17 protein-coding genes are annotated in these 23834 nt (G+C 46.5%); 6 read left to right on the plus strand and 11 right to left on the minus strand.

What is annotated here, in order from left to right; translation table 11 throughout:
• Positions 1-101: 101 nt before the first annotated feature.
• Together DXC51_RS09975 and DXC51_RS09980 are read right to left on the minus strand one after the other, a co-directional pair.
• Positions 102-2471: a glycoside hydrolase family 2 TIM barrel-domain containing protein gene (locus DXC51_RS09975; protein ID WP_117544426.1), complete on the minus strand. Its 2370-nt coding sequence runs from the start codon at positions 2469-2471 to the stop codon at positions 102-104.
• A 6-nt stretch (positions 2472-2477) separates the two neighbouring features.
• The gene (locus tag DXC51_RS09980; RefSeq protein WP_117544427.1) at positions 2478-4256 is read right to left on the minus strand and encodes a rhamnogalacturonan acetylesterase; all 1779 of its coding nucleotides are present in this window, start codon (positions 4254-4256) and stop codon (positions 2478-2480) included.
• Positions 4257-4648: 392 nt separating this feature from the next.
• Between DXC51_RS09980 and DXC51_RS09985 the strand changes: the two genes are divergently transcribed.
• Entirely contained in the window at positions 4649-5470 is an 822-nt protein-coding gene (locus DXC51_RS09985; RefSeq protein WP_180998043.1) for a helix-turn-helix domain-containing protein, read from the plus strand.
• 214 nt (positions 5471-5684) lie between these two features.
• On the opposite strand, the gene DXC51_RS09995 is transcribed toward DXC51_RS09985, so the two are convergent.
• The 3 genes from DXC51_RS09995 to DXC51_RS10005 all read right to left on the minus strand — a co-directional run bounded on the left by DXC51_RS09995 (position 5685) and on the right by DXC51_RS10005 (position 9600).
• Positions 5685-6158 (minus strand): methylglyoxal synthase, encoded by a 474-nt coding sequence (locus tag DXC51_RS09995; protein WP_330406224.1) that lies wholly within the window; start codon positions 6156-6158, stop codon positions 5685-5687.
• A 111-nt stretch (positions 6159-6269) separates the two neighbouring features.
• Positions 6270-8003, minus strand: coding sequence for a cache domain-containing sensor histidine kinase (locus DXC51_RS10000; protein WP_102287045.1), 1734 nt, complete (start codon positions 8001-8003; stop codon positions 6270-6272).
• Entirely contained in the window at positions 7996-9600 is a 1605-nt protein-coding gene (locus DXC51_RS10005; RefSeq protein WP_102287046.1) for a response regulator transcription factor, read from the minus strand. Before DXC51_RS10005 ends, DXC51_RS10000 begins: the two co-directional genes overlap by 8 nt.
• A 219-nt stretch (positions 9601-9819) precedes the next feature.
• Between DXC51_RS10005 and DXC51_RS10010 the strand changes: the two genes are divergently transcribed.
• The 4 genes from DXC51_RS10010 (at position 9820) to DXC51_RS10025 (ending at position 14838) form a co-directional block, all read left to right on the plus strand.
• A complete protein-coding gene (locus DXC51_RS10010) occupies positions 9820-10788 on the plus strand; it encodes an ABC transporter permease (protein WP_242991254.1) in 969 nt (322 codons plus the stop codon).
• Positions 10789-10858: 70 nt separating this feature from the next.
• Positions 10859-11797 (plus strand): carbohydrate ABC transporter permease, encoded by a 939-nt coding sequence (locus tag DXC51_RS10015; RefSeq protein ID WP_243003174.1) that lies wholly within the window; start codon positions 10859-10861, stop codon positions 11795-11797.
• Between the two features lie 78 nt (positions 11798-11875).
• Entirely contained in the window at positions 11876-13174 is a 1299-nt protein-coding gene (melA, locus tag DXC51_RS10020; protein WP_117544430.1) for an alpha-glucosidase/alpha-galactosidase, read from the plus strand.
• Between the two features lie 14 nt (positions 13175-13188).
• Positions 13189-14838 carry an extracellular solute-binding protein gene (locus tag DXC51_RS10025; RefSeq protein WP_117544431.1) on the plus strand — a complete coding sequence of 550 codons (1650 nt, stop codon included), beginning with the start codon at positions 13189-13191 and terminating at the stop codon, positions 14836-14838.
• Positions 14839-15082: 244 nt separating this feature from the next.
• Here DXC51_RS10025 and tadA read toward each other — a convergent pair whose 3' ends face one another.
• Entirely contained in the window at positions 15083-15595 is a 513-nt protein-coding gene (gene tadA / locus DXC51_RS10030; RefSeq protein WP_117544432.1) for a tRNA adenosine(34) deaminase TadA, read from the minus strand.
• A 245-nt stretch (positions 15596-15840) separates the two neighbouring features.
• Between tadA and DXC51_RS10035 the strand changes: the two genes are divergently transcribed.
• Positions 15841-16536: an anaerobic ribonucleoside-triphosphate reductase activating protein gene (locus DXC51_RS10035; RefSeq protein ID WP_102287051.1), complete on the plus strand. Its 696-nt coding sequence runs from the start codon at positions 15841-15843 to the stop codon at positions 16534-16536.
• Positions 16537-16550: 14 nt separating this feature from the next.
• On the opposite strand, the gene DXC51_RS10040 is transcribed toward DXC51_RS10035, so the two are convergent.
• The 5 genes from DXC51_RS10040 to DXC51_RS10060 all read right to left on the minus strand — a co-directional run bounded on the left by DXC51_RS10040 (position 16551) and on the right by DXC51_RS10060 (position 23463).
• On the minus strand, positions 16551-18119 hold the full coding sequence (locus DXC51_RS10040) for a hypothetical protein (RefSeq protein WP_117544433.1): 1569 nt from the start codon (positions 18117-18119) through the stop codon (positions 16551-16553).
• Positions 18120-18374: 255 nt separating this feature from the next.
• On the minus strand, positions 18375-19463 hold the full coding sequence (locus DXC51_RS10045) for a PucR family transcriptional regulator (RefSeq protein ID WP_021636590.1): 1089 nt from the start codon (positions 19461-19463) through the stop codon (positions 18375-18377).
• 290 nt (positions 19464-19753) lie between these two features.
• Positions 19754-20863: an ABC transporter ATP-binding protein gene (locus DXC51_RS10050; protein ID WP_021636591.1), complete on the minus strand. Its 1110-nt coding sequence runs from the start codon at positions 20861-20863 to the stop codon at positions 19754-19756.
• Between the two features lie 269 nt (positions 20864-21132).
• Positions 21133-22623, minus strand: a complete 1491-nt coding sequence (locus tag DXC51_RS10055) for a sensor domain-containing diguanylate cyclase (RefSeq protein ID WP_117544434.1) — start codon at positions 22621-22623, stop codon at positions 21133-21135.
• A 45-nt stretch (positions 22624-22668) separates the two neighbouring features.
• Positions 22669-23463 (minus strand): YesL family protein, encoded by a 795-nt coding sequence (locus DXC51_RS10060; protein ID WP_021636594.1) that lies wholly within the window; start codon positions 23461-23463, stop codon positions 22669-22671.
• Between the last annotated feature and the right edge of the window lie 371 nt (positions 23464-23834).

Genomic DNA, 23834 nt, shown 5'->3' on the forward strand with positions numbered 1-23834 from the left:
TTTTCTATCCCCGACCGGATACTGCTTCATAATTCGGCCCCACCTGTCAGAGATCTGTCCGATCCCTCCCCATATGGGATGGGTCATATTCTGCAACCTTACTATTCCACCGTAAGCACAGTTTTCCCCGGATACATTCCTTCCGCACAGGCCGAAACCACAATACGTCCCGCGCTGCCGCCCAACCGGATTCTCACGCTTGCACAGCCATGGTACATATGGATAAAATCAGCCTGATACGGCTCATTGGTCATCAGGTTCCCGTTGTCCACAGACAGGATTTCCCCGTCCCCCTCAATCTGGAAACGCACCCTGGAGCTTTCCCGGAAATAAGGATTTCCCTCCTCGTCCTCCGCCCTTACGGTAAGCAGCATTTCATAGCCTCTCTCGGCAGGCGCCTTTATCTCTTCCCGGGTAAACGAAAGCCTCACGGCAGGCCCGGGAGTTTTGAGGACATGACAGCACACCTCTTCCCCGTTTTTATAACCCACCGCCTTTACACAGCCCGGCTGATAAGGAAGGAAGCCGGTAATCATCCGGTTCGGGCAGTCTGCCGGACGGGGCAGGAAAAATCTTTTCCCGTTCAGATACAGCGCCACTTCCTCACAATTGCTCGCTATCATATAGGGGATCACTGTTTTATGGAACTGCGGGAAATGCCAGTGGTCCGCATAAATCGGCATATCCCAGTGCTCCTTGACCCCTTCGTCCTCAAGGGAATAATCCATCACGGAAAAATGCACCATCGGTTCCTCATTCCAATAGCTCTTCAATAGATAAAATCCCGGCTTTTTCACAAGGTTGGTGCGGATCATTGCCCCGCTCCAGCCCTTCGCCGGATATCCCATGGATTCTCCCAGATAATCAATCCCCGTCCAGATCATCCCGCCGATTACATAATCTGCGGCAAAAGGCACCAGGGAAGGATTTTCATTGGTAAAATTCTGCATCTGCTCCGGATGCCCCTTGAAAAACTGGTAGATTTCCGTTCCCAGAATCAGTTTGTCAGGCATAGCCTCATGGATCATGGGGTACCACTGCTCCTGATAATTACAGGAAATCACATCCACGATCTCCCCGATCCTGCAAATCCGTTCCACTCTTTCTCTGACGTCGTAAATTTCCGTATCGTCCGCTTCATCCACAAATTTCTGGATATCCTTGATTTGCGACAGTTCCACATTGCTTTCCCGTTTAAAATGCGGGTTCATGGCGTAGGTTACCGGCCTTGTCGCATCCATGGTAAGCACATAATCCTTCAGCATTTTCAAAATAGCCAGCATGGATGGCTGCCCCTGGTTTTCCACCTCGTTTCCCACGCCCCAGATAAAAATACAGGCGCGGTTGCGGTCACGCTTCACCATGGCTTCCACATCTTTTTTCCACTCTGTTTCAAAATACCGGCCATACAGGCCGCCGGTCCACTTGTCAAAACATTCCTCATACACATAAAAGCCCAGTTCATCACACAAATCCAGGAACTCCACGGAATGGGTATGGTGGGCGGCGCGGATGGAATTGCAGCCCATCTCCTTTAACAAAAGAAGCCTTTCCCTCCAGATTTCCTTCTTCGCCGCTATCCCTACGCTTCCCGCTTCCTGATGCAGGCATACGCCCTTGAGAATCACCTTTTCCCCGTTGACAAACATCCCTTTTCCCGGAAGCAGCTCTATTTTCCGCAGCCCGATACGCATGGAAACCGTGTCCGCAGCCCTCTCACCGTCCATTAAGGACAAGGTAAGCGTATACAGATTCGGTTCTTCGGCAGACCACAGGCTTGCATTTTTTACATGAAATTCCAGTAATCCGTTTTCACCCTCGGCAATAATATCTTCCGCAAGAATGCCTTCTGCCATATTCTCCGCATCAGGGCATCTGTTATTCTGCGCATCGCCGCACACGCCCGCCAGGGAAAGGCTGCCTCTTACCCTTGCGTCCACGCCTGCTGCCACGCGTACCACTGCGCTGTCCCCTTCAAGCTCGGTATGTACCACAATTTCCCGTTCCTCCAGATGGGCGGCCTCCGTCTCCAGCAGCTTCACGGTACGGTAAATTCCGGCCCCGCTGTACCAGCGGTCCGCAGGGCTGGCCGTATTATCCACCCGGATGACAATACTGTTTTCCCCGGTTTTCAGGAACTGTGTTATATCCAGCCGGAAGGAACTGTAGCCATACTTCCAGCCTCCCGCTTCCCTTTCATTCACCCATATGGTGCTGTTTTCAAAAATACCGCCGAAATCCAGATAGTAGCAATAGCCTTCCTTTTTTTCCTCCAGCCGAAGGCTTCTGCGGTACCAGCCGATTCCGAAACGATCCCGGAAGCCCTGAGCCTCCCCCTGATCCATATCCCGGCAAAACGGCGCGCTTATGGCCCAGTCGTGGGGCAGGGTTACCGGCCGATAGCCCTTCTTCCCGTCAGCATCCAGTGTAAATTCCCATCCTTCCATGAGTTTGTAATCTGTTCTTGGCATTTTTTCTCAATTCTCCTTTTCCCTGATTTCCATCATACGTACTAACGCCGCAGTACAGTCCGCACGGTTCACTGCCGCATTTCTTTCATAACCGTCCCATAACAGTCCCAGCCGTTTCGCCTCCTGCTCACAGGTCTGCATATCCAGTCCTCTTTTTCCTTCCGGCTGCAGGCTTCTTACCATGAATTCCGCCAGCTCACCGCAGGTCAGTCCATCATCCGGCCGGAACCGGTCCTCCGGTGTCGTCGTTTCATCCACCAGTCCTGCATCCAACGCCGTCTGCACATTTTGTGCATCAAACTCATACCTGTAGATATCACAGAATCTTCCCTGATATCCCCGCTTTACCGGCATGGGCGCGGCCTTGAAAAACAAATACAGAAACTGTCCCCTGGGAATCTCATCAAAAGGATGGAAAAACAGGATGCAGGGATCCAGCAGCCCCTTTACCATCGCCTTTTTCAGTATGCCCTCCTGGGGAATCCCCTTACAGTCCGCATAAGGCAGCTTGGGCAAATCCGTAGGAAGAATGGGCCTTTCCTCCTTTTGGGCGCTGGACACCGTATCCGCAGGACGCAGCGATACATCCGGCTTCCAGGGTTTACCGGCAAAATCATTTCTCATGCCGCACAGCGGTTCCGCCTGCAGCCTCACAATTTCCTCTGCAATAAATCCGGCCGTCAGCAAAGCGCCGTAATCATTGGTATGGGTTGTATCCATAAAATAATCAGGAGTGATCTCCGGCCCCATATCGCACAGAGTCCGGAAGCTGCCTGCATGCAGATCGATTACCGGCACATGCAGCTCTCTCCCTACTCTGAGGCAGCTTAGCGCATAATCCTCCAGCAAATCAAAATACCCATCCTCATTTTTTCCCGGAATCCTGGAAAGAGAGGTCACGATCATGGGATACGCTCCCTTTTCCCTGATTTGGCGGACGTATCTGCGTAAATTCGCCGCATACTGGTCAAATGCCTTCAAATACCGTCTCTTCTGATCGTTATGGCCGAATTCCATCAGAAAAATATCTCCGGGCCTGATATTTTTACATACAATATCCCAGTGCCCGTCATCCCGGAAGCAATTGGTTGTCAACCCGCCATGCGCCTGATTGCTGAAAGCCACGCCGTCAAAATACTGAGGCAGATTCTGTCCCCAGCTGCCCCCGTTGATAATCGGATTATAGGGATACAACCCATCATAATCCGCAACCAGGGAATCTCCCGCGATAAACACGGTGGGAGCCTGGGCATCCTCTATTTTCAGCCCGCTGATCCTGGCGCTGCTTTTCCCTGCGCCCAGCACCGTCACATATACCGAGTTGTCCTCCTTTGCCCCTTCTCCCACCACCGGGATATATTCACAAACCCGGACATAAAACCGGCAGGAAAACACCTCTCCCGGCCGGATAACAATATCCCTTTTTATCAGGTTCCTCCTGCCCGTATACAGCATCAGCCCCTGCGCGCCTTCTCTGCCGCCCCTGATGGTCACCGTCACCGCATAGCTTCCGTTCCCCGGCACCGCCGCCCGGAACCGCAAAGGAAATCCCGCCTTCACTTCCACGCCGTCCGCACCATTCTGCCACAGCCCGGCTTCTTCTCCCTCCCCGGGGCAATACGTCTCCCGCGGATTCCATCCGCCCGTCCCGGTAAACCTGTCCGCCGCCCTCTCCTGAACTGCCAATCCCAGGAATCCGTATCCCTTACTCTCATCATAATAATCCCCGGCAGACAGCCTGATACCTTCTCCACCCTCTGCAAAAGAAAATTCCCTGCTAAACATGAAAATACCTCCGTTTTTTCTATTCTCAGTCCTGTTTTCCTAAAAGACCCGTTTTCTGTAACAGCCCAGACACTGGACTGCCGCCATTTTCTTTATTATCATAAGTCAATTAATCTTATTTTTCTTTTGTTATATTGCTTATTACGGGAATTTTATTTATAATATTTTAGAAATATTGACCAAATGACGCCATAGCAAAATTCCGGATGGATTCTGCTCAGCTCCCGGACGGATCCTGGTTAAATCCCGGACGGATCCTGGTTAAATCCCGGACGGATTGCGATCAACTTCCGGACGGATTCCGATTAAATTCCGGATGGATTCTGACGAATCAAAACTCTACCATCCATCCACATGCAGGTCCCGCTGCCATGCGCCACAAAGGAGCCCCCATGAACAACAACCTTTATACCCCGGAAAAAATGATCCAGATAGAATACACAAAACACACCCAGAACTATGACATGGGCCGATTTCACTACCATAACGCCTATGAACTGCTCCTTTTGCAGGAAGGGGAATACACACTGATCACCCTGGATAACGCCTGCACCCTGAAAAAACATGATGTTTCTCTCATCACGCCCTACTGCATGCACAAATCCCTCGGCCGGGCAGGCAATGAAAGAACACTCATGTATTTTGACGAACGCTATCTGAACCGGTATTTCACGGAAAAAAGCCGTTCCCTTCTCCTGACATGCTTCCAGACAGGTCACCTCAGCCTTCCCCAGAAGCATTACGAGGAGACCCTTCAGCTCCTGTTCCAAATCCGTAGCTTTTCGGCAAAAAAGGATTTTGACAGCACCTACCCAGCCTTCGTCAGAATCCTTTCCCTGCTTACCCAAACCTACCGCCAGGCCGCAGGAGCAGAAGAAGAAACGCAAAAAACCAGCGCCCCCCTTATTGCCGAGCTTATCACCTATATCAATCAAAATTACAGCACCATCCGATCCCTGGATGACATTGCGGATCATTTTTATATTACAAAATACCATCTCTGCCGCCTGTTCCGCGCCGCCACCAAGAGCACCGTTATGGACCATCTAAATGGCATCCGCATCCTCCAGGCCTGCAGCCTTCTGGAAAATACAAGTAAAAGCATTACGGAAATCAGCTACGCCTGCGGCTTCCATTCCTCTGCTTATTTTTCCGACATATTCAAAAAGGCCCTGGGCATGTCGCCCAGAGCCTATCGCAAACTGAAATCATAATACATATAAACAGTCCAGGCCGGCGGGAATATAGGTGCAAAAGCGGGCGTTAAGCTTGCTTATAAGACCGTTTTTGCACCTATATTCGCATCGGATGAACATCCGATGCTTCTTGAATGGCAAAGCCATTCAAGAAGATGGCCGTCCCGAATATTGATATTCCAGAATAATTATATCTTTACAGGATGCTGCGAAAAACTCCCATCCCGGCTTCCTACAACGTATTCGCCCGGTGTTCAATATTCCTCCGGAAATTCACCACCTGGTGATCATATTCCTGATCCATCAACGAACTGGTAATCATGAAATCCGCCGTCGCCCTGTTATTGGCAATGGGAATATCATATACCTGCGCGATTCTCAGAAGAGCCTTCACATCCGGATCATGGGGCTGCGCTGTAAGAGGATCAGAAAAGAATATCACAAAATCAATCCGTCCCTCAACGATTCTCGCGCCAATCTGCTGATCCCCGCCCAACGGGCCGCTGTTGTATCCCTTCACAGGAAGCCCGGTCTTATCGGTAATCATCCTGGCCGTCGTCCCTGTCCCGCACAGGAAATGGTTCTTCAGCACATCCTTATGCTCCTCACACCAGGAAATAAGCTCCGGCTTCTTGCTGTCATGGGCGATCAGGGCAATGTTCTTCTGTTTCCCAATAGTCAGTGTAAGAAATTCTTCATTCATCATAAACGTTTCCTCCTTCATACGGACCTACCTGCCCGTATACGTTTTTCTTTATTTTTTCCATGTCCTACGATTTTCACTATACAGGAAACAATTATAAAAAGCAAGCATTCCTTAAAGCGGTAGGGTAATTTTTACATTTGTTCCTTTACCCACCGTGCTCCGGACTGTAACACCGTACTCACTTCCGTAAGCCAGCTGTATCCTTTCATTTACATTATATATGCCAAACCCGGCCTCCGGCTGCCCTGATACCAATCGCTTCATTTTCTCCCGTTCTATTCCCACTCCATCATCCTCTACCTCAAAGCAGATTTTCTCCTTCTCCCGGTACAATCGTATGACTATATGCAACGGTTCTTCCCTGTCACATACAGCATGATTGATTGCATTTTCTATAAATGGCTGAAGAATAAGTTTCAACGTCCTGCAGGGATACAGCTTTTCATCCACCTCGTAGCTTTCCTGGAAATGCTCACGGAATCGCATATGCTGAATCGCCAGATAATGCCTGGTGATATCCAGTTCATTTTCTACTGTAATATATCGCATCCCTTTATTAAGAGAAGTTTTATAAAAGGTAGAAAGATGATTAATAATACTGCTGATCTCTCCGTCTCCTTTTCTGATAGCCAGTGAAGAAATGACAGATAGGGTATTATATAGAAAATGAGGATTTATCTGACTCTGAAGGGCATACAGCTCAGCATCCCTCCTGGTAATCTCTTTTTTATAAAGCTCATTAATAAGGACATTCAGCTTATCTGTCATCCGGTTAAAGGCCTGTGAAAGCTGTCCGATTTCGTCATTTCCTTTAATCTCTATTTTTCGACTGAAATCCTCATTTTCAATTAACGCCACCTGACTCGTAAGGTTTTTCATTCTGCCGGTGAGATATCTGGAAATTAAAACAATCAGGAGTAAAGCCAACGTAAAACTTATACCTGCCATCAGCAGAATACGACTAGCGGAACGCCTTGTTTCCCTGAGAATATCCTCCAACGGAACTATGGATACTGTTTTCCAGCCCTGCTCCATGCGGTTGAATACCACAAGAGAACGTTTTCCCTGAATATTCATAACTTGTCTGCCGTCAGCTTTCCCCATGGGAACCTCTACTCCCAGCACCTCCGTTAGATTTTTGGAGATTTGCTCCTTATTCTTTGTAGACAGAATTTCTCCTTTTTCATCTATGACATAGATGTTTTTTCCTTCCGACTCCTGGCGTATCATGGAATAAAGATACTCCTCCCGAACAGAAATGGTAAGAACACCATAGGGATAATTCAGGCTGCTGAAATTCATAATACGTGCCAAAGAAAAAATACGTTCTTTTTTATCGTTCAGTGTGATCCCTGTGTATACCACATTTCCATAGCTCTGATCCAGCGCCCTTACCCATTCCGGGGCCGCTTTTGGATCAAATAGATATTTAATAAAAACACCGTCTGTCGGTATGGTATCATTAAATACATAAACGGTAATTCCCTCCACATTGCTATTTGCCGCCATCAGGCCGAAGAAAAGATCATTAATATAACCGTAGGCCTCCACAAAGTCGATATCCTGTTTATACTCACGGGTCAGATATGCTTTCAGTGTGGCATTGGTATAAAGCATCCCGGAAATCTGATGGAAACTGTCCAGCTGGCTGCTGATATTATTGTTAATCTGCTGGTTCATGTGATTCATATTTTCATAGGCCTGCTCCAGAAGCTGATTTTTAGCTGAAGTAAAGGAGTATATAGAAATAATAAGAAGCGGAACCAGGGAACTGGTAATCAGAAGAATCAGCAGCTTTCCCATCATTGGTAAATTATAAAACAGAGTCTTTATTTTCTTAATCATATCTTCCGCTCCCCGCCGTTTTATTTCTGAACTGGTTAGGGGTTATCCCCATCTGTCTGCGAAATACCGCACAATAGTGGGACGGGTTCTCGTAGCCTACCTTTCTGGAAATATCACTAACCCGCATATTAGTATCACGCAGAAGCTCAGCGGAACGGTTAATCCTTGTCCTGGTAACATACTCAAGCACAGTTTCTCCGGTATAGTCTTTAAACAGTGTACGCAGATAATTGGGTGACATGTACACCTTCTCAGCCAGATATTCAATTGTCAGCGGCGCATCATACTCCAATTCAATCAAATGCCTTACCTGATTTACCACCTCCAGCCGCCTGTCTCCGGATAATGCCGCAAGAGTATCCGCTGTTTTTTCCAAAAACTGTATCAGAATATCCTTAATCAGGGAAGCTCCTTCAGCAGCCGACAATTTGCCATACAGCTCCGCTTTGCTCCCCAACTGCTCTTCTGCGCCTGGATTTGTTTCAATTACCGATGCATATATCCTTTCTGTCAGTTCAAATGCATCTTTCACCATGCCTTCTTCTCTCCGGGGCTTCAAAAAATAAATATCCAGCCACTCCCCTATCTGTTCCTTTTCCCCATTCTGAAGATAAGAAATCAGTATCTCAGGCTCTGCGGTTTCTTCCTCCACCTGCCCTTCTGTGCTTTCTTCCTGTCCGTCACAGGAAATAATATGCCCTGATCCATACAGCTTTACATGCCATCTGCGGTATCTGTTCATTTCCTGGCACAGCACCGGCATCCGTTCCAGGGACTGCCTGCTGCCATATAGACATACCGTAGTCCAGCGAGCCGCTTCACCTTCTTTCTTCATAAAACCGGCCATGGCTGTTCCCAATTCCCCGTCCGAAAGAAGAAGATAGCTGTGGTCATTGATATGAAGCGGCAGTATTTTTTTATTTGTAAGCTTTCTGATTGCCGTATGAATGGAATTAAGAATAACACTTCCATCGGATTCATAACCGGATAAAAACCTGTATTCATCAATTGTAATCATTCCTACATAAAAAGTCCGGTTTTCCGGCCTGCAATGAAGAATCGTATTGCAGGACTGACAGATATCTTCCCACAGTTCTTCCTTTTCTCCCATGCTGAAGCCTAACAGGTTCTTCAGATTTTCCGCCGTAACCACTGCCTGGGATTTCTTATCCTTAAAGGTTTTTGAACACTTCTCTCTCACCTTTTCCATTGTACTCTTCAGTTCCTCCGGATCCAACGGCTTCAAAATATAACCGCAGGCTTCCACCGCAAGCGCTGATTTCACGTATTCAAAATCATTATAACCGCTGAGGAATACAATTTGCATATCAGGATATTTATCGTGGAGTATCTTACTGAAAGCCAGACCGTCCATTACCGGCATTTTTACATCTGTCAGTACAACATCCGGGAGAGCGCTCTCTTCCGTTTCCTGTCCCTGAACACCCCGCTCTTCCATTTCTCCCAGCAGCCGCAGTGCCACTTTTCCATTCTCTGCTGTCCCCACGACCTGATATCCCATCTCTTCCCACGGAATATAGTTTTCAAGAGTATCAAGCTCCAGCCATTCATCATCTACCAATAAAATTCGATACATGCCTGCTCCCCCTTGTATACCGGCATACACATCAGCAAAAAGCCATTTTCACAAATGAATCATATAACATAATTTATAGTTTTACAATGTCATTGCATCAATGTTCGTACGTTTCCGTTATGAATCGGTGTTTTCAGTTATGGAATCATTGTACATCTTTTACTATAATCATCTCAAACAAGCAATTCATTAATACATATTGACCAAGGAGGGGATTCTTTGAACATAGCAATGGTAAAAAGTACCAGCACCAGAAAAGAACGGAGACGGTCACGCCACCGTCTAATGAAACGGCAGCGTACCCTGTATCTCATGCTGATACCTGGTATTCTGTGGGCTCTGCTGTTCGCTTATGGCCCAATGGCTGGGCTCTATATGGCTTTTATTGATTATCAGCCCTCTCTCGGCAATTTCTGGTCCAACTTTTTCGGGAGTGAATTTGTAGGACTCCGTTGGTTCCGTTATTTTTTTTCCGGACAGGATTTTCTTAATGTATTGAGAAATACCCTGTGTTCCAGCATTCTGACGCTGAGCATCGGATTTGTCATACCAATTTTCATCGCCATCGCCCTTAACGAAGTAAAAGGACAGTTTTTTAAGCGTATGGTACAGACCGTTTCTTACCTTCCATACTTTATTTCATGGGTTATTGCCGCTAATATCATTGTAACGCTGCTATCCTCGGAAGGACTTATCAACCAGCTCCTGATTGCCTGCGGCTTCATCGATGAGGGCATTTTCTTTTTGCAGGAAGGCAAAAGATTCTGGCTGATTGTAGCTCTCTCTAATACCTGGAAGGACATGGGCTACAACTCCATCATGTATCTGGCAGCTATTTCCGCCATTAACCCGGAACTTTTTGAGGCTGCACAGGTAGACGGCGCCGGCAGGTTAAAACAGATCTGGTATATCCTGCTTCCCATGCTCCGGCCCACGATTCTGATACTGCTGATTCTTTCCATAGGCAGCCTGCTGAATACCGGATTTGACCAGTACTTCCTTCTGGGCAACTCCCTAAACAGACAATATTCTGATGTTATTGATACCTATACGTTCCGTTATGGTATTCAAAACGGCATGTTCTCCTATGCTTCTGCGGTAAGTATGTTTAAATCGGTCATCGCCTTCCTCCTCGTATTGACCGTAAATACAATATCCAAAAAACTGGAAGGCAGTCATCTTTTCTAATCCTGATTGTCATTTAACAACTACACGGCAAATCAGTTTTGAATGAAATATAAAATAGAAGGAGATATCCATGAAACAGAAACAAATGCAGGCTGTACCGCTCTCACGCCGCAGAAAACTTTTACAGCTCACACCCGGACAGATTGCCGGTAAGCTGGTAGTCTACGGATTCCTGCTTTTTATCTTTATCGTTACTTTTTTTCCTTTCTGGCAGATTTTTATACTCTCCATCAATGATGCCGGAGACTCACTCAAAGGAGGTCTGCTTCTCTGGCCCAGGGAACTGAATTTCAGCAGCTATAAGGCAGTTTTTCAAAATGAAGAAATTCTCTCCTCACTGGGTGTAACCGTAACACGTACGGTGATTGGTGTTCCCCTGACGGTATTCTGTGTGGCCATGCTCGCCTATGTACTTTCAAAAACAGAGCTGGTCCACAGACGTGCTATCAATTTCTTTTTTGTATTTACCATGTATTTTTCAGGCGGCCTGATTCCCACCTATATGGTAATCAAGGCATTGGGGCTGATAGATAACTTTTTCGTCTTTATTTTTCCCGGCCTTGTCAATATTTACTGGATGATACTTGTACGTACTTACATAGAAGGGCTTCCTAAGGAGCTTTTTGAAGCAGCCGCCAGCGAAGGGGCCGGGGAGTTTACCATATTTATGAGGGTTGTGCTGCCGTTGAGTATGCCAGTGTTAGCCACTATCCTGTTGTTTTCCGCCATTTCTCACTGGAATGCCTGGTATGATTCCTATATTTATACCTATAAACCGCAGCTGAAAACCCTGCAGGCCGTACTCGTAAAAATTCTGAACCAGTACCAGACCGGGGCCATGGTTTCACAGGCTCAACAGATGGCCAATGAAGCGAAGAAAATGCCGGTCAGCAGTGAAAGCATCCGTATGACGGTTACTATGGTGGCAACTATCCCCATCATTCTTGTGTATCCGTTCCTGCAGAAATATTTTATCAAGGGTATGCTCATTGGAGCAGTTAAGGACTGACAGGAAGCCCGCAGAAGGAAAAAGGCTCCTGCGGCCTGCTATAAAAAATTGGCGCCAAAGCGCCGGAAAGAGGTTTTTATGCCAAAAATTACATTCATTGGTGCCGGCAGTTCTATCTTTGTAAAAAACGTATTGGGCGACTGCATGTGTACCCCCGCTCTTGCCGAATCCAGGCTGGCACTCTTTGATATTGATGAAAAAAGACTGCGTCAGTCAGAAACCATGCTTCGCTGCCTGAACCAGAATCTCGGCAACCATGCCAGTGTGGAAGTGTACCATGATCGTAAGGAGGCCCTGCGCGATGCGGATTACGTTATCAATGCCATTGCCGTAGGGGAATATGATCCTTATATCGTTTCCGATTTTGAAATTCCGGAAAAATATGGCCTGTATCAGACCGTTGCCGATACGCTTGGTATGGGCGGGCTGTTCCGCGGATTGCGAACTATTCCGGTTATGCTGGATATTGCCAGAGATATGGAAGAAGTCTGCCCCAACGCATGGCTTCTGAACTATACAAACCCCATGTGTATTGTCACTGGAGCAGTTCAGCAGGCCACCTCTGTAAAATGCGTAGGGCTCTGCCACAGTGTACAGGTTTGCGCAAAGGATCTTCTTGAAGGCCTGGGAATGCCTTCAGATGATGTTGTTTACAGAATCGGCGGTATCAACCATCAGGCATGGCTTCTGGACATTTCACGGCATGGAAAGGATCTCTATCCTGAAATCCGCCGTAGAGCATTGGAACGTACCGATGATCATAATGATAAGGTAAGATATGAATTTATGAAAATGTTTGGCTATTATGTAACCGAATCCAGTTCCCACGGTTCGGAATATGTGCCATACTATCATAAGTACAGATATCCAGAGTTGAAGGAGCAGTATCATCTGCCCACCAACGGTTATAAAAACTGGGCCACTGGCAAAGCTCAATATTGGAAGGAAGTAAATGACTTAATCGAAAACTCCGGCCTTACCCATGAAAGAAGCAAGGAATATGCGTCCTATATTATGGAAGCAATGGAAACCAACCAGCCTTACGAAATCGCCGGCAATGTCCTGAATACAGGCTTCCTCATCGACAATTTACCTGAAAAAGCCTGTGTGGAGGTTCCCTGCCTTGTAGACGGCAATGGCATCCGTCCTACACATTTCGGTCCGCTTCCTGAACAATGTGCAGCTCTGAACCGCACTAATATCAATATGCAGTTGCTTACAATACAGGCAGCCCTTACCGGCAAAAAAGAACATGTTTACCAGGCTGCCATGATGGATCCTCACACCTCCTCCGAGCTTTCTATTGGAGATATTGTAAAAATGTGTGATGAAATGCTTGCTTTTAATAAACCTCACTTACCAAACTTTAACTTATAAGAAGGGGGATTCTTATGTTTAAGAAAAAAATAAGTCTTCTGCTCACTTGTGTATTAACGGCCTCCTGCCTTATGGCAGGCTGTGGCAGTTCCTCATCAAACACCGCACAGTCCGGGGCCTCCGGGGATGGCAGTGCTGAAAAAGCAGCCTCCGAGGATTCTCGTGCTGCAGCACCATCCAATTCGGGGGAAGTAATTACACTTACATTTTTTGATAAAAATACAGGTGATGCCTTTGATAATCCGGTAGCGCAGGCTATTACGGAAAAAACGGGGATTAAAATTGAAGTTCAGCAGCCTACCGGGAATCCGGAAGAAAAGCTCAATTTGATGCTGGCCAGCGGAGATCTTCCTGATATTGTCCTGATGGACAGACGCAGTGATATTGTGAATAAATACATTGCCGCCGGCGCACTCGTTCCGCTGAATGATCTCATAGAACAGTACGGTCCAGATATCAAGGAAATGTATGGTGATATACTAAATAAGAGCCGCTATGAGGACGGAAAAAATTATTACCTTAATAACTGGTATGGTTTGGATCCCGATCCTGACAGAGCTATCTGTATCCGTATGGATGTTCTGGATGAGCTTGGATATGGTGAAAGAGCAAAGGAAGGTGATTATTTTACTCAGGAAGAGTTCCGTGATATCCTGGCTCACTTTAAAGAAACCTATACAGACGAAGATGGACAGGCTGCAATCCCGCTCAGCGCCAACTCAGATTATATGCCTGCAGTAATCAGTACCTTTAAGGCAATGTATGGCATGAAAAATTATTTTGAAAAAGATGGAAAGCTTTATTTTGATGTGCGGGATCCCAACTACCTTGAAATGGTAAAATACATTAACAGCCTCTACAGAGACGGACTTCTTGACAAAGAATGGGCAGTAAACAAAGAACAAATTTTTACGCAGAAAGCTGGCAGCGGCCGTGTTGCCGCCACAATCGGACTCTCCACGGACGGCAATAAGCTTCTCCGGGAGGCCAATGGAGAAGATACTGATAAACAATTTTATATGTTTAAAGTAATTGCTGACGGTACGGATCCCAACAAGACCACCTTCAGCCCCAGAAGCTCACTTGGCTGGGATGCTATCGGCATCACCGTAAAGAATGAACACCCTGAAGAAACAATTAAGTTTATGAACTTCCTTGCAAGTGAGGAAGGACAATATCTGCTTATGTGGGGTATTGAGGGGAAAGACTGGGATATCAAGGATGGTAAACATGTTCCCCGCCCGGAGACCCTTCAGGGCTTTAAGGATGATTGGAATGCCTTTACCAAGGAAACCGGCATCCGTAAATGGACCTGGTTCATTAAAAACGGATATGGTGCCGATGGAACCCCTTATGATTTAGCTACCAAATACGAAAGGGATGCTATCAGTACACATGCACTTACTTCCATGGCAAATTCCACCTGGGATACGGCGCCCTACGACTATATCGGTCCCACTGCAGGCACCCAGGAGGCACTCTCTGAACAGAAAATAAAAGACATTATTGACACTGCCTTTGCAAATATGGTCTATGCAGAATCTGAAGAACAGGTAGAAAGCCTCTATAATGCCATGATTAGTGAAATCGATGCCAATCAGGCTGCTGCTATTGAAGCGATTTATACAGAAAAATATACAAGCCAAATGGATTTATGGAAATAGACTAAAATGTCAATAGGCTGACAGCTGATACCAAATCGTAATCAGCTGTCAGCTGTGTATAAATACAAAAAGGGAGTTTCTCCGGCAAGGTATACCATACGAAATATCTTGTACTGGGAGACTCTATTTATATTGAATAACTATCATAATTGCCGTATATTCCTTGATTTTTCTCTATTGCATCCATCATGTTACTTAGTTTCCGTCCTGCTCTTTAGTATCCTCCTAATCCCTATTTCCTGTCCTATTCTTTAGTTTCCTCCTGCGCCGCAAGCAGCTTACGCGCCTTACGCTCCTCCTTCACACGGACCCGGAGCTCTTTAAAAAACTGCGTCAGCATATCACTGCATTGCTGCTCCAGCACCCCTCTGGTGACCTTTACCTGATGGTTAAACGAATCATTTTCCAGAATATTCAATATAGATCCGGCGCAACCCGCCTTGGGATTCATACAGCCGATCACGACCTCGGGAATCCGGGCCTGTACGATAGCGCCTGAGCACATCTGACACGGCTCCAGTGTCACATACAAGGTACAGTCCTCCAGCCTCCAGTCCCCGATTTTCCTGCTGGCCTTGTTAATGGCGGTTATTTCCGCATGCGCAAGTGTATTTTTGTCGGTATTGCGGCGATTGTAGCCTCTTCCTATTATTTTTCCTTCATGGACAATAACGCAGCCGATGGGGACTTCTCCTAAGGCATAAGCCTTTTTTGCCTGTGTCATTGCCGCCTTCATATATTTTTCCTGCTCGGTCATAGAATGGAAATCCTTTCGTAACTATTCAGCCAGGTCAGCACACTTGCTGTACTGACCGTAAGAAAATGATTCAGGAGTGCCAAAATCCATCGCCGAAGGCGATTTAGGATGGATTTTGGCAATAACTGTGAAGGGACGAACAGTTATGTCCTTTCTTCTTGTATGGCGCCTCCGGGTGGTCTATAATAAAAGTCACTAAGACCCAAAACAACTTGCAGATAAATCATAGCAGGAAAGAGGAAAAAATGCAAATTAACGGATTCAATAAAACCACCCTTTTAGACTATCCCGGCCACGTAGCCTGTACTGTTTTCACCGGAGGCTGCAACTTCTGCTGCCCATTTTGCCAGAATGGTGATCTGGTCCTGCATGCGGGGCAGCTGCCACAGATTCCTGAAGAAGAAATTTTCCAGGTGCTCAGAAAGCGGCAGGGAATACTTACCGGAATCTGTGTGACCGGAGGCGAGCCCACGCTTCAGCCCGATCTGGACATCTTTCTTTCCCGTGTAAAGGAACTGGGCTATCTGGTAAAGCTGGACTCCAATGGCTACCGCCCCGAGGTACTGGAATCACTGTGCGGCAGAAAGCTGGTGGATTATATTGCCATGGACATAAAATCCTCTCCTGAGAATTACACTAAAACCATCGGCCTGCCCGCGCTTGACATGGGCCGAATCCGGGCATCCGTGGATTTTATCCGCTCCTGTGGGCTTCCTTACGAATTCCGCACCACAGTAGTAAAGGAACTGCATTCCGCCCGGGATTTTATTTCCATCGGTGAATGGCTGAAGGGCTGTGAAGCATATTTTCTCCAGTCCTATGCGGAAAGCGACGGTGTCATCTGCAAACAATTCTCCGCCTATGAAAAACCGGAGCTGGAAGAATTTATCCGTATTCTCAAACCTTACATAGACAATGTAAATCTCCGGGGGGTAGACTGAGCACCCCCGGAGATTCAGATACGTACACTCTTCATATAATAACCGAAGCTGCCCGGTTCCGCAGGCGTCTGTTTGCCTTCAAAGGCTTCAAATCCAAACATCTCCGCCGCCATCTTTTCCCTGTCATAATAGACTCCCGGCACTCCGAGATAAAATTTCTCCACTCCTCCCACATTAAATTTCCCCAAAATAATATGCCTGTAATTATAATAGCCATGAAGCAGAAAGCTATTGCGCACCATCTTCTGGTACTCACTGCCCAGAATCACAAAGTCCCTCGGCGTAATGGACAGATACTGCCTTTCATCCGCAAAAGGGTGGACCGTGGGATACATATGACGCAGCTGCTCCCATTTATCCTCAAAAAATTCCTCCTGCATCAGGTCATCCCCGCTTTCTTTTGCAATATGTTTTCCTTTTACTGCCCCACTTTCTTTAGGGATGCCGCCTCCTGATACTCCGCCTTCGCTGCGGTACATTCCTTCTTTGCCGGGTATCCCTTCCTTGCTGGTCATCCCTTCCTTGCTGGATATCCCTTCTTTGCCGGACATCCCTTCTTTTTGAATTCCACCTCCCCCGAGGTCTCCACCTTCTGCTTTCGGCGCCGCTTTTTTTGATTCCGGTTCCCGTTTTTTTTCCTGTGGTGTAAACCTTTTGTGCATGCACCGCCTGCACAGCTTTTCCGCGGAAATGGCACCGTTCTCCATTACGGAATCCACAGCATCCCTATTAAGCTGGAACCCGCTCCGTTCCTCCGCTGATTCAGTATTCTTTTGTTTCTCCGTTAAAGGATTCTGGTACTGCAAAATCTCCGGCCGACCTGCCTCTGTTTTTATCGCAGCCAAATGCTTTCCTTCCATATCGGCCGTTTTTTGCTCAGGCATTTCTGTATTCGCCTGCAATACTTTCCTGCACTGTTCCCCTGCCTGGTACGGATCCGTTCTCTGAATTCCAGAATGATTTATCTCCTGTATTTGCTGGTCTGCCGGATGTAAAGCCACTTTCTGCATCTCAGTGAAGCTTAACCCCTGCGTTCGCGGCTCAGCCTGGTACATAACTGTTTCCGGCATTTCAGAAAAGCTTATCCCGCGCGTTCGCTGCTCTGCCTGGGGCAGGTCAATTTCCGGCATCACATTGGACGCCTCCTCCTGCAGCCTTTCATATTGCGCCATACCTGCCAGCGGGGGGACATATTTCCTTCTCTTCTCCTCCGTCACTGAAATATCCGCTGCCTTCAGGCACTCTTCTGCGCCCTTCCATCTGCCAATCACTTCCCTGCCCGGAGAAAGGCGTATTGTTATCCCGCAGATCTCCCCGAATTCCCGTCCGCCGCGGCTCACCCCGCCGGCTGTAAACTGTCTTTCATAAGATCCTGTCCCTCTTTTCAGCAGTACCTTATCAATCAAAGCACCTGTCTCGTCCCTCAAATCAAAGAAACCCGTGTCTGTCTCATACAGGCCCTTTATCTGCATGTTCCAGGTGATAGTATCTTCTGTCTCTTCTTTTCTCAGAAAACCCGCATTTTTTACCTTACTGCCTGCTTCCATATAGTCTATGTATATAATTTGCCTGTTATAATACAACACCTTGTCCCTCCTTTATAGTCTCTATTGTATTCGGAGGTTGACCGGGATATGACTGGAATCTGCTTTTACTGAAGGATTCTGGAAATTGCCCGAAAATACGGCGAAAAAAACCGGGAAGGCATTTTTAGTATGCACTGGTGTGCACATGCTTTCCCGGTTCCATCTCATTTAATAACTGTCCTAAATCACAGCGTCATACAAAATTCCATTCAGAAGCCTGCGGTTCCCGCTGCCTTGGACATTACTGGCTCATCAATAATCAATGCTCTCCAGATATTTCATATAGTTTACCACCATCAATGCAATCTTGAAGGTAAGCGCGTCATCGAATACCCTGATATCCAGCCCTGTGCTCTTCTGGAGCTTTTCAATTCTGTAAACCAGTGTATTCCTGTGGATAAACAGCTGTCTGGAGGTTTCAGATACATTCAGGTTATTCTCAAAGAACTTGTTGATAGTGGTAAGAGTTTCCTCATCCATATCATAAGGTACATTGTCGCCAAAGATTTCTTCAATAAAAATCTTGCACAGATTAACGGGCAGCTGATAGATCAAACGGCCGATACCCAGCTTCGCATAGGAGATTACACTCTTTTCCGCATAGAAGATCTTTCCTACATCCATAGCCATCGTGGCTTCCTTGTAGGACTTGGATACCTCTCTCAGCTCTCCCACAACCGTACCGTAAGCTACACGCACGTTCATCATGGCTTCGCTGTTCATCATATCAACAATCATGTCTGCCGTCTTCTCGATGGTTTCCACGTCATCTTCTTTTTCCAGAGCTTTGATGAGAATAATATTCCTTTCATCCACCGCAGTGATATAATCACCATTCTGGCTTGAGAAAAGACTCTTCAGCATTTCCATCGCGCTGTTGTCTTTTTCAATTTTCGTCTCAATCAGATATACGATTCTGGGACATTCCACTTCGATATGAAGCTTCTGGGCACGATTGTAAATGTCCACAAGAAGCAGGTTGTCCAAAAGCAGATTCTGGAAAAAGTTATTACGGTCAAAACGTTCTTTGTATGCTATGATAAGATTCTGAATAGAGCTTACGGCAATTTTGCCTACCATGTAAACGTCGTCACTGGGACCCTGGGCTACAAGAATATAAGCCGGTTCCCCATCATCCAGGATTTTCAGAAGGTGCCGTCCACCTACTACCTGGCTGTCTGCCGGTGAAGAAGCGAAATTTTCAATAATATCCCTGGAAATATCAATCTCGTCTACCGTTGCTGCAACTTTCAGGCCTTCCACGTCGAACACGCCCAGGTCAACCTTGGTTATTGCACGTAATTCATCAATGCTGTTCTGTATTACTTGATTGGAAATCATCTCTCTTCACGTCCTTTCCTTGATACCATTAACTATATAGCAAAATTTGAAAATATGCAAGAAAAATGGCCATTCCTACATCATATTTTAAGTAAAAACGTTGTAAACACCTTTATTAGTGCAACAACCCCTTTCTTTTAGGTTTGCCTGAAATAAAGTATAAAATCACAATACCGTTGATTTCAGGAAAAAACCGGAGCACTGCCCCTGGCGGCGCCTTCTGCCCCCATTTTCGTCCAAAACATGAAAAAACGGGGCTATCAACTCGATAGCCCCGCCTGATTTTAATATTAGTTGGTGATAACCTGCTCTGTCTCTTTGTCGAAGATATGAATCTTTTCAACATCGAATGCAAATTTAACAGTATCGCCAGGTCTTGCTGTTGTACGGGAATCCACTCTTGCAGTGATAGGATAATCAGCAAGGTCAAAGTATAAGTAAACTTCTGCACCAAGCAGTTCGTAAACCTTAATGGTAGATTCAAATGTACATTTAGCTGTTTCGATGAACATCTGGGAATCATATACGTCTTCAGGACGGATACCAAATGTAACAGTCTTTCCTGCATAACCACCTTCAATAACCTTCTTAGCTTTTGCGGGAGGCAGCGGAATAGATTTTCCAGCAATCTTCAGGGATGCATTTTCGCCGCTTACTTCAACAACAGCATCCAGGAAGTTCATCTGAGGAGATCCCATGAATCCTGCTACGAACAGGTTCTGAGGCTTGTCGTACAGATTCTGAGGAGTATCAACCTGCTGAATAACACCGTCTTTCATAACTACGATTCTGGTACCCAGTGTCATAGCTTCTGTCTGGTCATGTGTTACGTAGATGATGGTTGTACCTAATCTCTGATGCAGCTTAGCGATCTCAATACGCATCTGAACACGCAGCTTGGCATCCAGGTTGGAAAGAGGTTCGTCCATCAGGAATACCTTAGGATTACGTACGATTGCACGTCCCATAGCAACACGCTGTCTCTGACCACCGGACAGAGCCTTCGGTTTACGGTCAAGAAGAGGGGTAAGGTCAAGGATCTTAGCTGCTTCTTTAACCATCTTATCAATTTCATCCTTCGGAACTTTTCTTAACTTAAGTCCGAAAGCCATGTTGTCATATACAGACATATGAGGATACAGAGCGTAGTTCTGGAATACCATCGCGATATCTCTGTCCTTAGGCTCTACATCGTTAACCACTCTGTCACCGATTTTCAGTTCACCGGAAGAAATATCTTCCAGACCTGCAATCATACGAAGTGTAGTAGACTTACCACATCCGGACGGTCCTACGAAGATGATGAATTCTTTATCAGCGATTTCCAGGTTGAAGTCTTTAACTGCTTCAAAACCGTTGGGATATACTTTGCAGATGTTTTTTAAAGATAAACTTGCCATTTAATTAGCCTCCCTATGTTATTTGTTTACATGTTTCCAGTTGAGTCCCTTCAACTGAGCCTGAAATAAGTATAACTTAAGCGACTTCTTTTGGCTATACCACAATTCCACAAAGATTTATCGCAACATTGTAAAATTTGCTAAGAAAAGGATAATGAATTTTTTAGGCCTGTCAACTTGCTGAATTCGGCATTCTGATCTTATACACTTTGACCATAATCCCCATCTTACGCGGTTTTCGACACCTTTCATTCCTTTTCGCAGTACTTTTATTCCATTTTTACGTTCATCTTTGTCTCGTAAAAGGCCACGCCGTTCTTGCCATTCCTCTTCACGGAATAAAGCGCACTGTCGGCAGCCTTATACAGCTCCTCAAAGGTTCTGCCGTCCCGAGGATAAACAGCAATGCCGATGCTGGCGGCCGGAGAATATTTCACATATTCCCCCACCTGGAAGTCTCCGAAAAATCTGTGAAGCCGCTGCGCCTCTTTAATAAATATGCTCTCTTCCTTAATATCTTTCATAAAAATAATAAATTCATCGCCGCCGGTACGTCCCACGATATCCGTTATCCGGCACTCTCCCCGCAGCCTTGTTCCCAGCTTTCGCAGAACTTCATCGCCGAATGCATGGCCCTGTGTATCATTTATTTTCTTGAAATTGTCCACATCCAGCACGAACAACAGCCCCTGGGAATCCGGATGCGTCTCTATATAATCTTTAATCAGATACTCCGTAGCAGTTTTATTGCTCAGATCCGTGAGCAAATCCTTGCTCGCTTTCTCTTCAAGCACTTTCTTATGCTCATTATAAAAATACTTATTGATAAAATTTGTTATCAGGAGAAGCCCTGAAAACAGGCCTACTGTCAGCAGGATGCCAACAATGGTTTTTCTCACAGGAGCCAGATATTCATTCCTGCTGTTTGCCAGGAATTCTTCTCTCACCCCCACATAAAACCGCCAGTCGTTAATTCCCATGGGAGAAAAAAACAGTTCATAACCCGTTCCGTCCATTGACACAGCAATCGTACCTTCCTTATATCCCTGTGTTTTCTTCCAAGCGGTATCCGGAGATTCGTCCCCGTCAAATTCCGCTCTCCCCATTGCCTTCTTCAGGTTTCCTTCCGCCGCAAAATTCCCCGGATATCCGCCCTGCGCCATAATTGTTCCGCCGCCGTCCGTCAGCAGATAAAAGGCTTTGTCCCCATAAGCCGGAAGCTCCAGCATCTCCTCCAGCCTGCAGGAGTCCAGATATACATAAAGCATACCCGATGTTTTTCCGTTTTCCCTGCATGGAACCGCAGCAATCAGCGCATTTTTCCCATCCGTCCCTTCATCCTGCCCGTAAAAAAAAGCAGTTTCCTCAAGCATGGAAAAATACGCCTCCCCGGAAAGCTCCCTGTCCCTTCCCCGGCTGTCCACGCCACTCCCCGACGGCCCGGCATATACCGCCAGGTATGCATCCGTATTGTCTGCCAGCGCACCAAGCAGCCGGACGCTCTCCTCCCGCTCCTGCAGCCCCGCCTTCCCCAGAAGGCTCCCGATGGGCGCAGCCGTCTCAGCCAGCCCGGAAAGCCTGGTCTCCACCTGATTTCCCCGATCCTCTGCGGCTGAGATAAACTTTTTCTCTATGTAATCCCTGGCCTCGCTGCGGCTCCTGACATAAAAGCTCCCCAACACATAGGCAGACAGAATAACGAAAATCAGCGCCAGTCCCAACAACTGGAACAGCGCTGATTTCTTGGACGAATCCTTCATAGCTTCCAATTCCCCCAAAAATCATTTTCGTTGCGAATGCTATTATTATTCATTGTCCTGCAATTCTGTAATTTCTTCTGTCTGGGCGGAAGGTGCATCCTCCGCATTTTCTCCTGCCTGTATATCCTGCTCCGCCTGCGCGTTTTCTCTGAGGGCCTTCTGCTTTTCTTCCTCTTCCTCACGGATGAAGGAAAGCGTCTCCAGCTCATCGGAGGTTTCCTCTTCCTCCTCCGGCTCAAAGCGCTTGAAAATCTTTACGAACAACATGCTTGCCACATAGGCCGGCACGGAAAATCCGAAAAGTATCAAAAGCGGCATTGCCTGCAAGGTAACCAGAAGAAGCACTGTGGGAATCAGGTTGATGATAATTAACAGGATGGTCTTGGGCAGGTTCAGAACACTCATCAGGAAGGAATTCCTGATAGTATTCTTCACGGTGTTCTCAAACCGCGACAAAACCGGGAATATGTAAATCATCGTGAAAAGATAAATCACCGCCACAATCGTAATCAGCACCATAATTACCTTGCCGAAGGATACGGTGGAATTCCTCAGTATCATGAAATCCCCAGCAAATATTATCCCTACCACAAGGGCAATCAGCCATATAATCGTTGCCTGCTTGAAGTTCTCCTTAAAGGATTTAAAATAACCCTTCACTATGTAGCACTCTTCATTCTTAACCATCTTAATGGTCATATAATAAAGCGCCGTCATCGCATCCCCCGCCGTAATAATCGGTAAACAGCAGAGCAACGTTAAAAGATTCAGAATCATTAAATCCGCCATCTTTGACAAAAAAGTCATAAGAGGGCTGTCCAAGTTAAAAAATCTACCCATTTGTAATTCTCCCTGTATCTATTATCGTCCCGGACTAAATGACTGCCCGCAGACACCTACATTAGATATCATACTACGCAACCAGCTTTCGTGCAAATAAAATTTATATAAATAGGTATTGGCCGAGGAGATGTTTTGTGATTTTGGGGCGGCGGGGATGGCGGGTGGGGACCTGAAGGTTTATATTGGAAGCGTTCCTCCCGGGGAGATGTTTTGTGATTTTGGGGCGGCGGGGATGGCGGGTGGGGACCTGGGGGCGGGGGAGGTTTTTTGCCGTACCAGTCAGACCGGACATTTCGATGAACCTTGGCAAAAATTGTTTCAGGAAAGCCTTCAACAATTTTAAGTTTCATCTCCATGGCCTGAAAAGG

It is taken from the genome of Eisenbergiella massiliensis, assembly GCF_003435485.1.

What these genes read in the sequence shown, in the direction of transcription:
- DXC51_RS09975 (WP_117544426.1), bottom strand. Translation starts at nt 2,471, where the DNA reads ATGCCAAGAACAGATTACAAACTCATGGAAGGATGGGAATTTACACTG.
- DXC51_RS09980 (WP_117544427.1), bottom strand. Translation starts at nt 4,256, where the DNA reads ATGTTTAGCAGGGAATTTTCTTTTGCAGAGGGTGGAGAAGGTATCAGG.
- DXC51_RS09985 (WP_180998043.1), top strand. Translation starts at nt 4,649, where the DNA reads ATGAACAACAACCTTTATACCCCGGAAAAAATGATCCAGATAGAATAC.
- DXC51_RS09995 (WP_330406224.1), bottom strand. Translation starts at nt 6,158, where the DNA reads ATGATGAATGAAGAATTTCTTACACTGACTATTGGGAAACAGAAGAAC.
- DXC51_RS10000 (WP_102287045.1), bottom strand. Translation starts at nt 8,003, where the DNA reads ATGATTAAGAAAATAAAGACTCTGTTTTATAATTTACCAATGATGGGA.
- DXC51_RS10005 (WP_102287046.1), bottom strand. Translation starts at nt 9,600, where the DNA reads ATGTATCGAATTTTATTGGTAGATGATGAATGGCTGGAGCTTGATACT.
- DXC51_RS10015 (WP_243003174.1), top strand. Translation starts at nt 10,859, where the DNA reads ATGAAACAGAAACAAATGCAGGCTGTACCGCTCTCACGCCGCAGAAAA.
- melA (WP_117544430.1), top strand. Translation starts at nt 11,876, where the DNA reads ATGCCAAAAATTACATTCATTGGTGCCGGCAGTTCTATCTTTGTAAAA.
- DXC51_RS10025 (WP_117544431.1), top strand. Translation starts at nt 13,189, where the DNA reads ATGTTTAAGAAAAAAATAAGTCTTCTGCTCACTTGTGTATTAACGGCC.
- tadA (WP_117544432.1), bottom strand. Translation starts at nt 15,595, where the DNA reads ATGACCGAGCAGGAAAAATATATGAAGGCGGCAATGACACAGGCAAAA.
- DXC51_RS10035 (WP_102287051.1), top strand. Translation starts at nt 15,841, where the DNA reads ATGCAAATTAACGGATTCAATAAAACCACCCTTTTAGACTATCCCGGC.
- DXC51_RS10045 (WP_021636590.1), bottom strand. Translation starts at nt 19,463, where the DNA reads ATGATTTCCAATCAAGTAATACAGAACAGCATTGATGAATTACGTGCA.
- DXC51_RS10050 (WP_021636591.1), bottom strand. Translation starts at nt 20,863, where the DNA reads ATGGCAAGTTTATCTTTAAAAAACATCTGCAAAGTATATCCCAACGGT.
- DXC51_RS10055 (WP_117544434.1), bottom strand. Translation starts at nt 22,623, where the DNA reads ATGAAGGATTCGTCCAAGAAATCAGCGCTGTTCCAGTTGTTGGGACTG.
- DXC51_RS10060 (WP_021636594.1), bottom strand. Translation starts at nt 23,463, where the DNA reads ATGGGTAGATTTTTTAACTTGGACAGCCCTCTTATGACTTTTTTGTCA.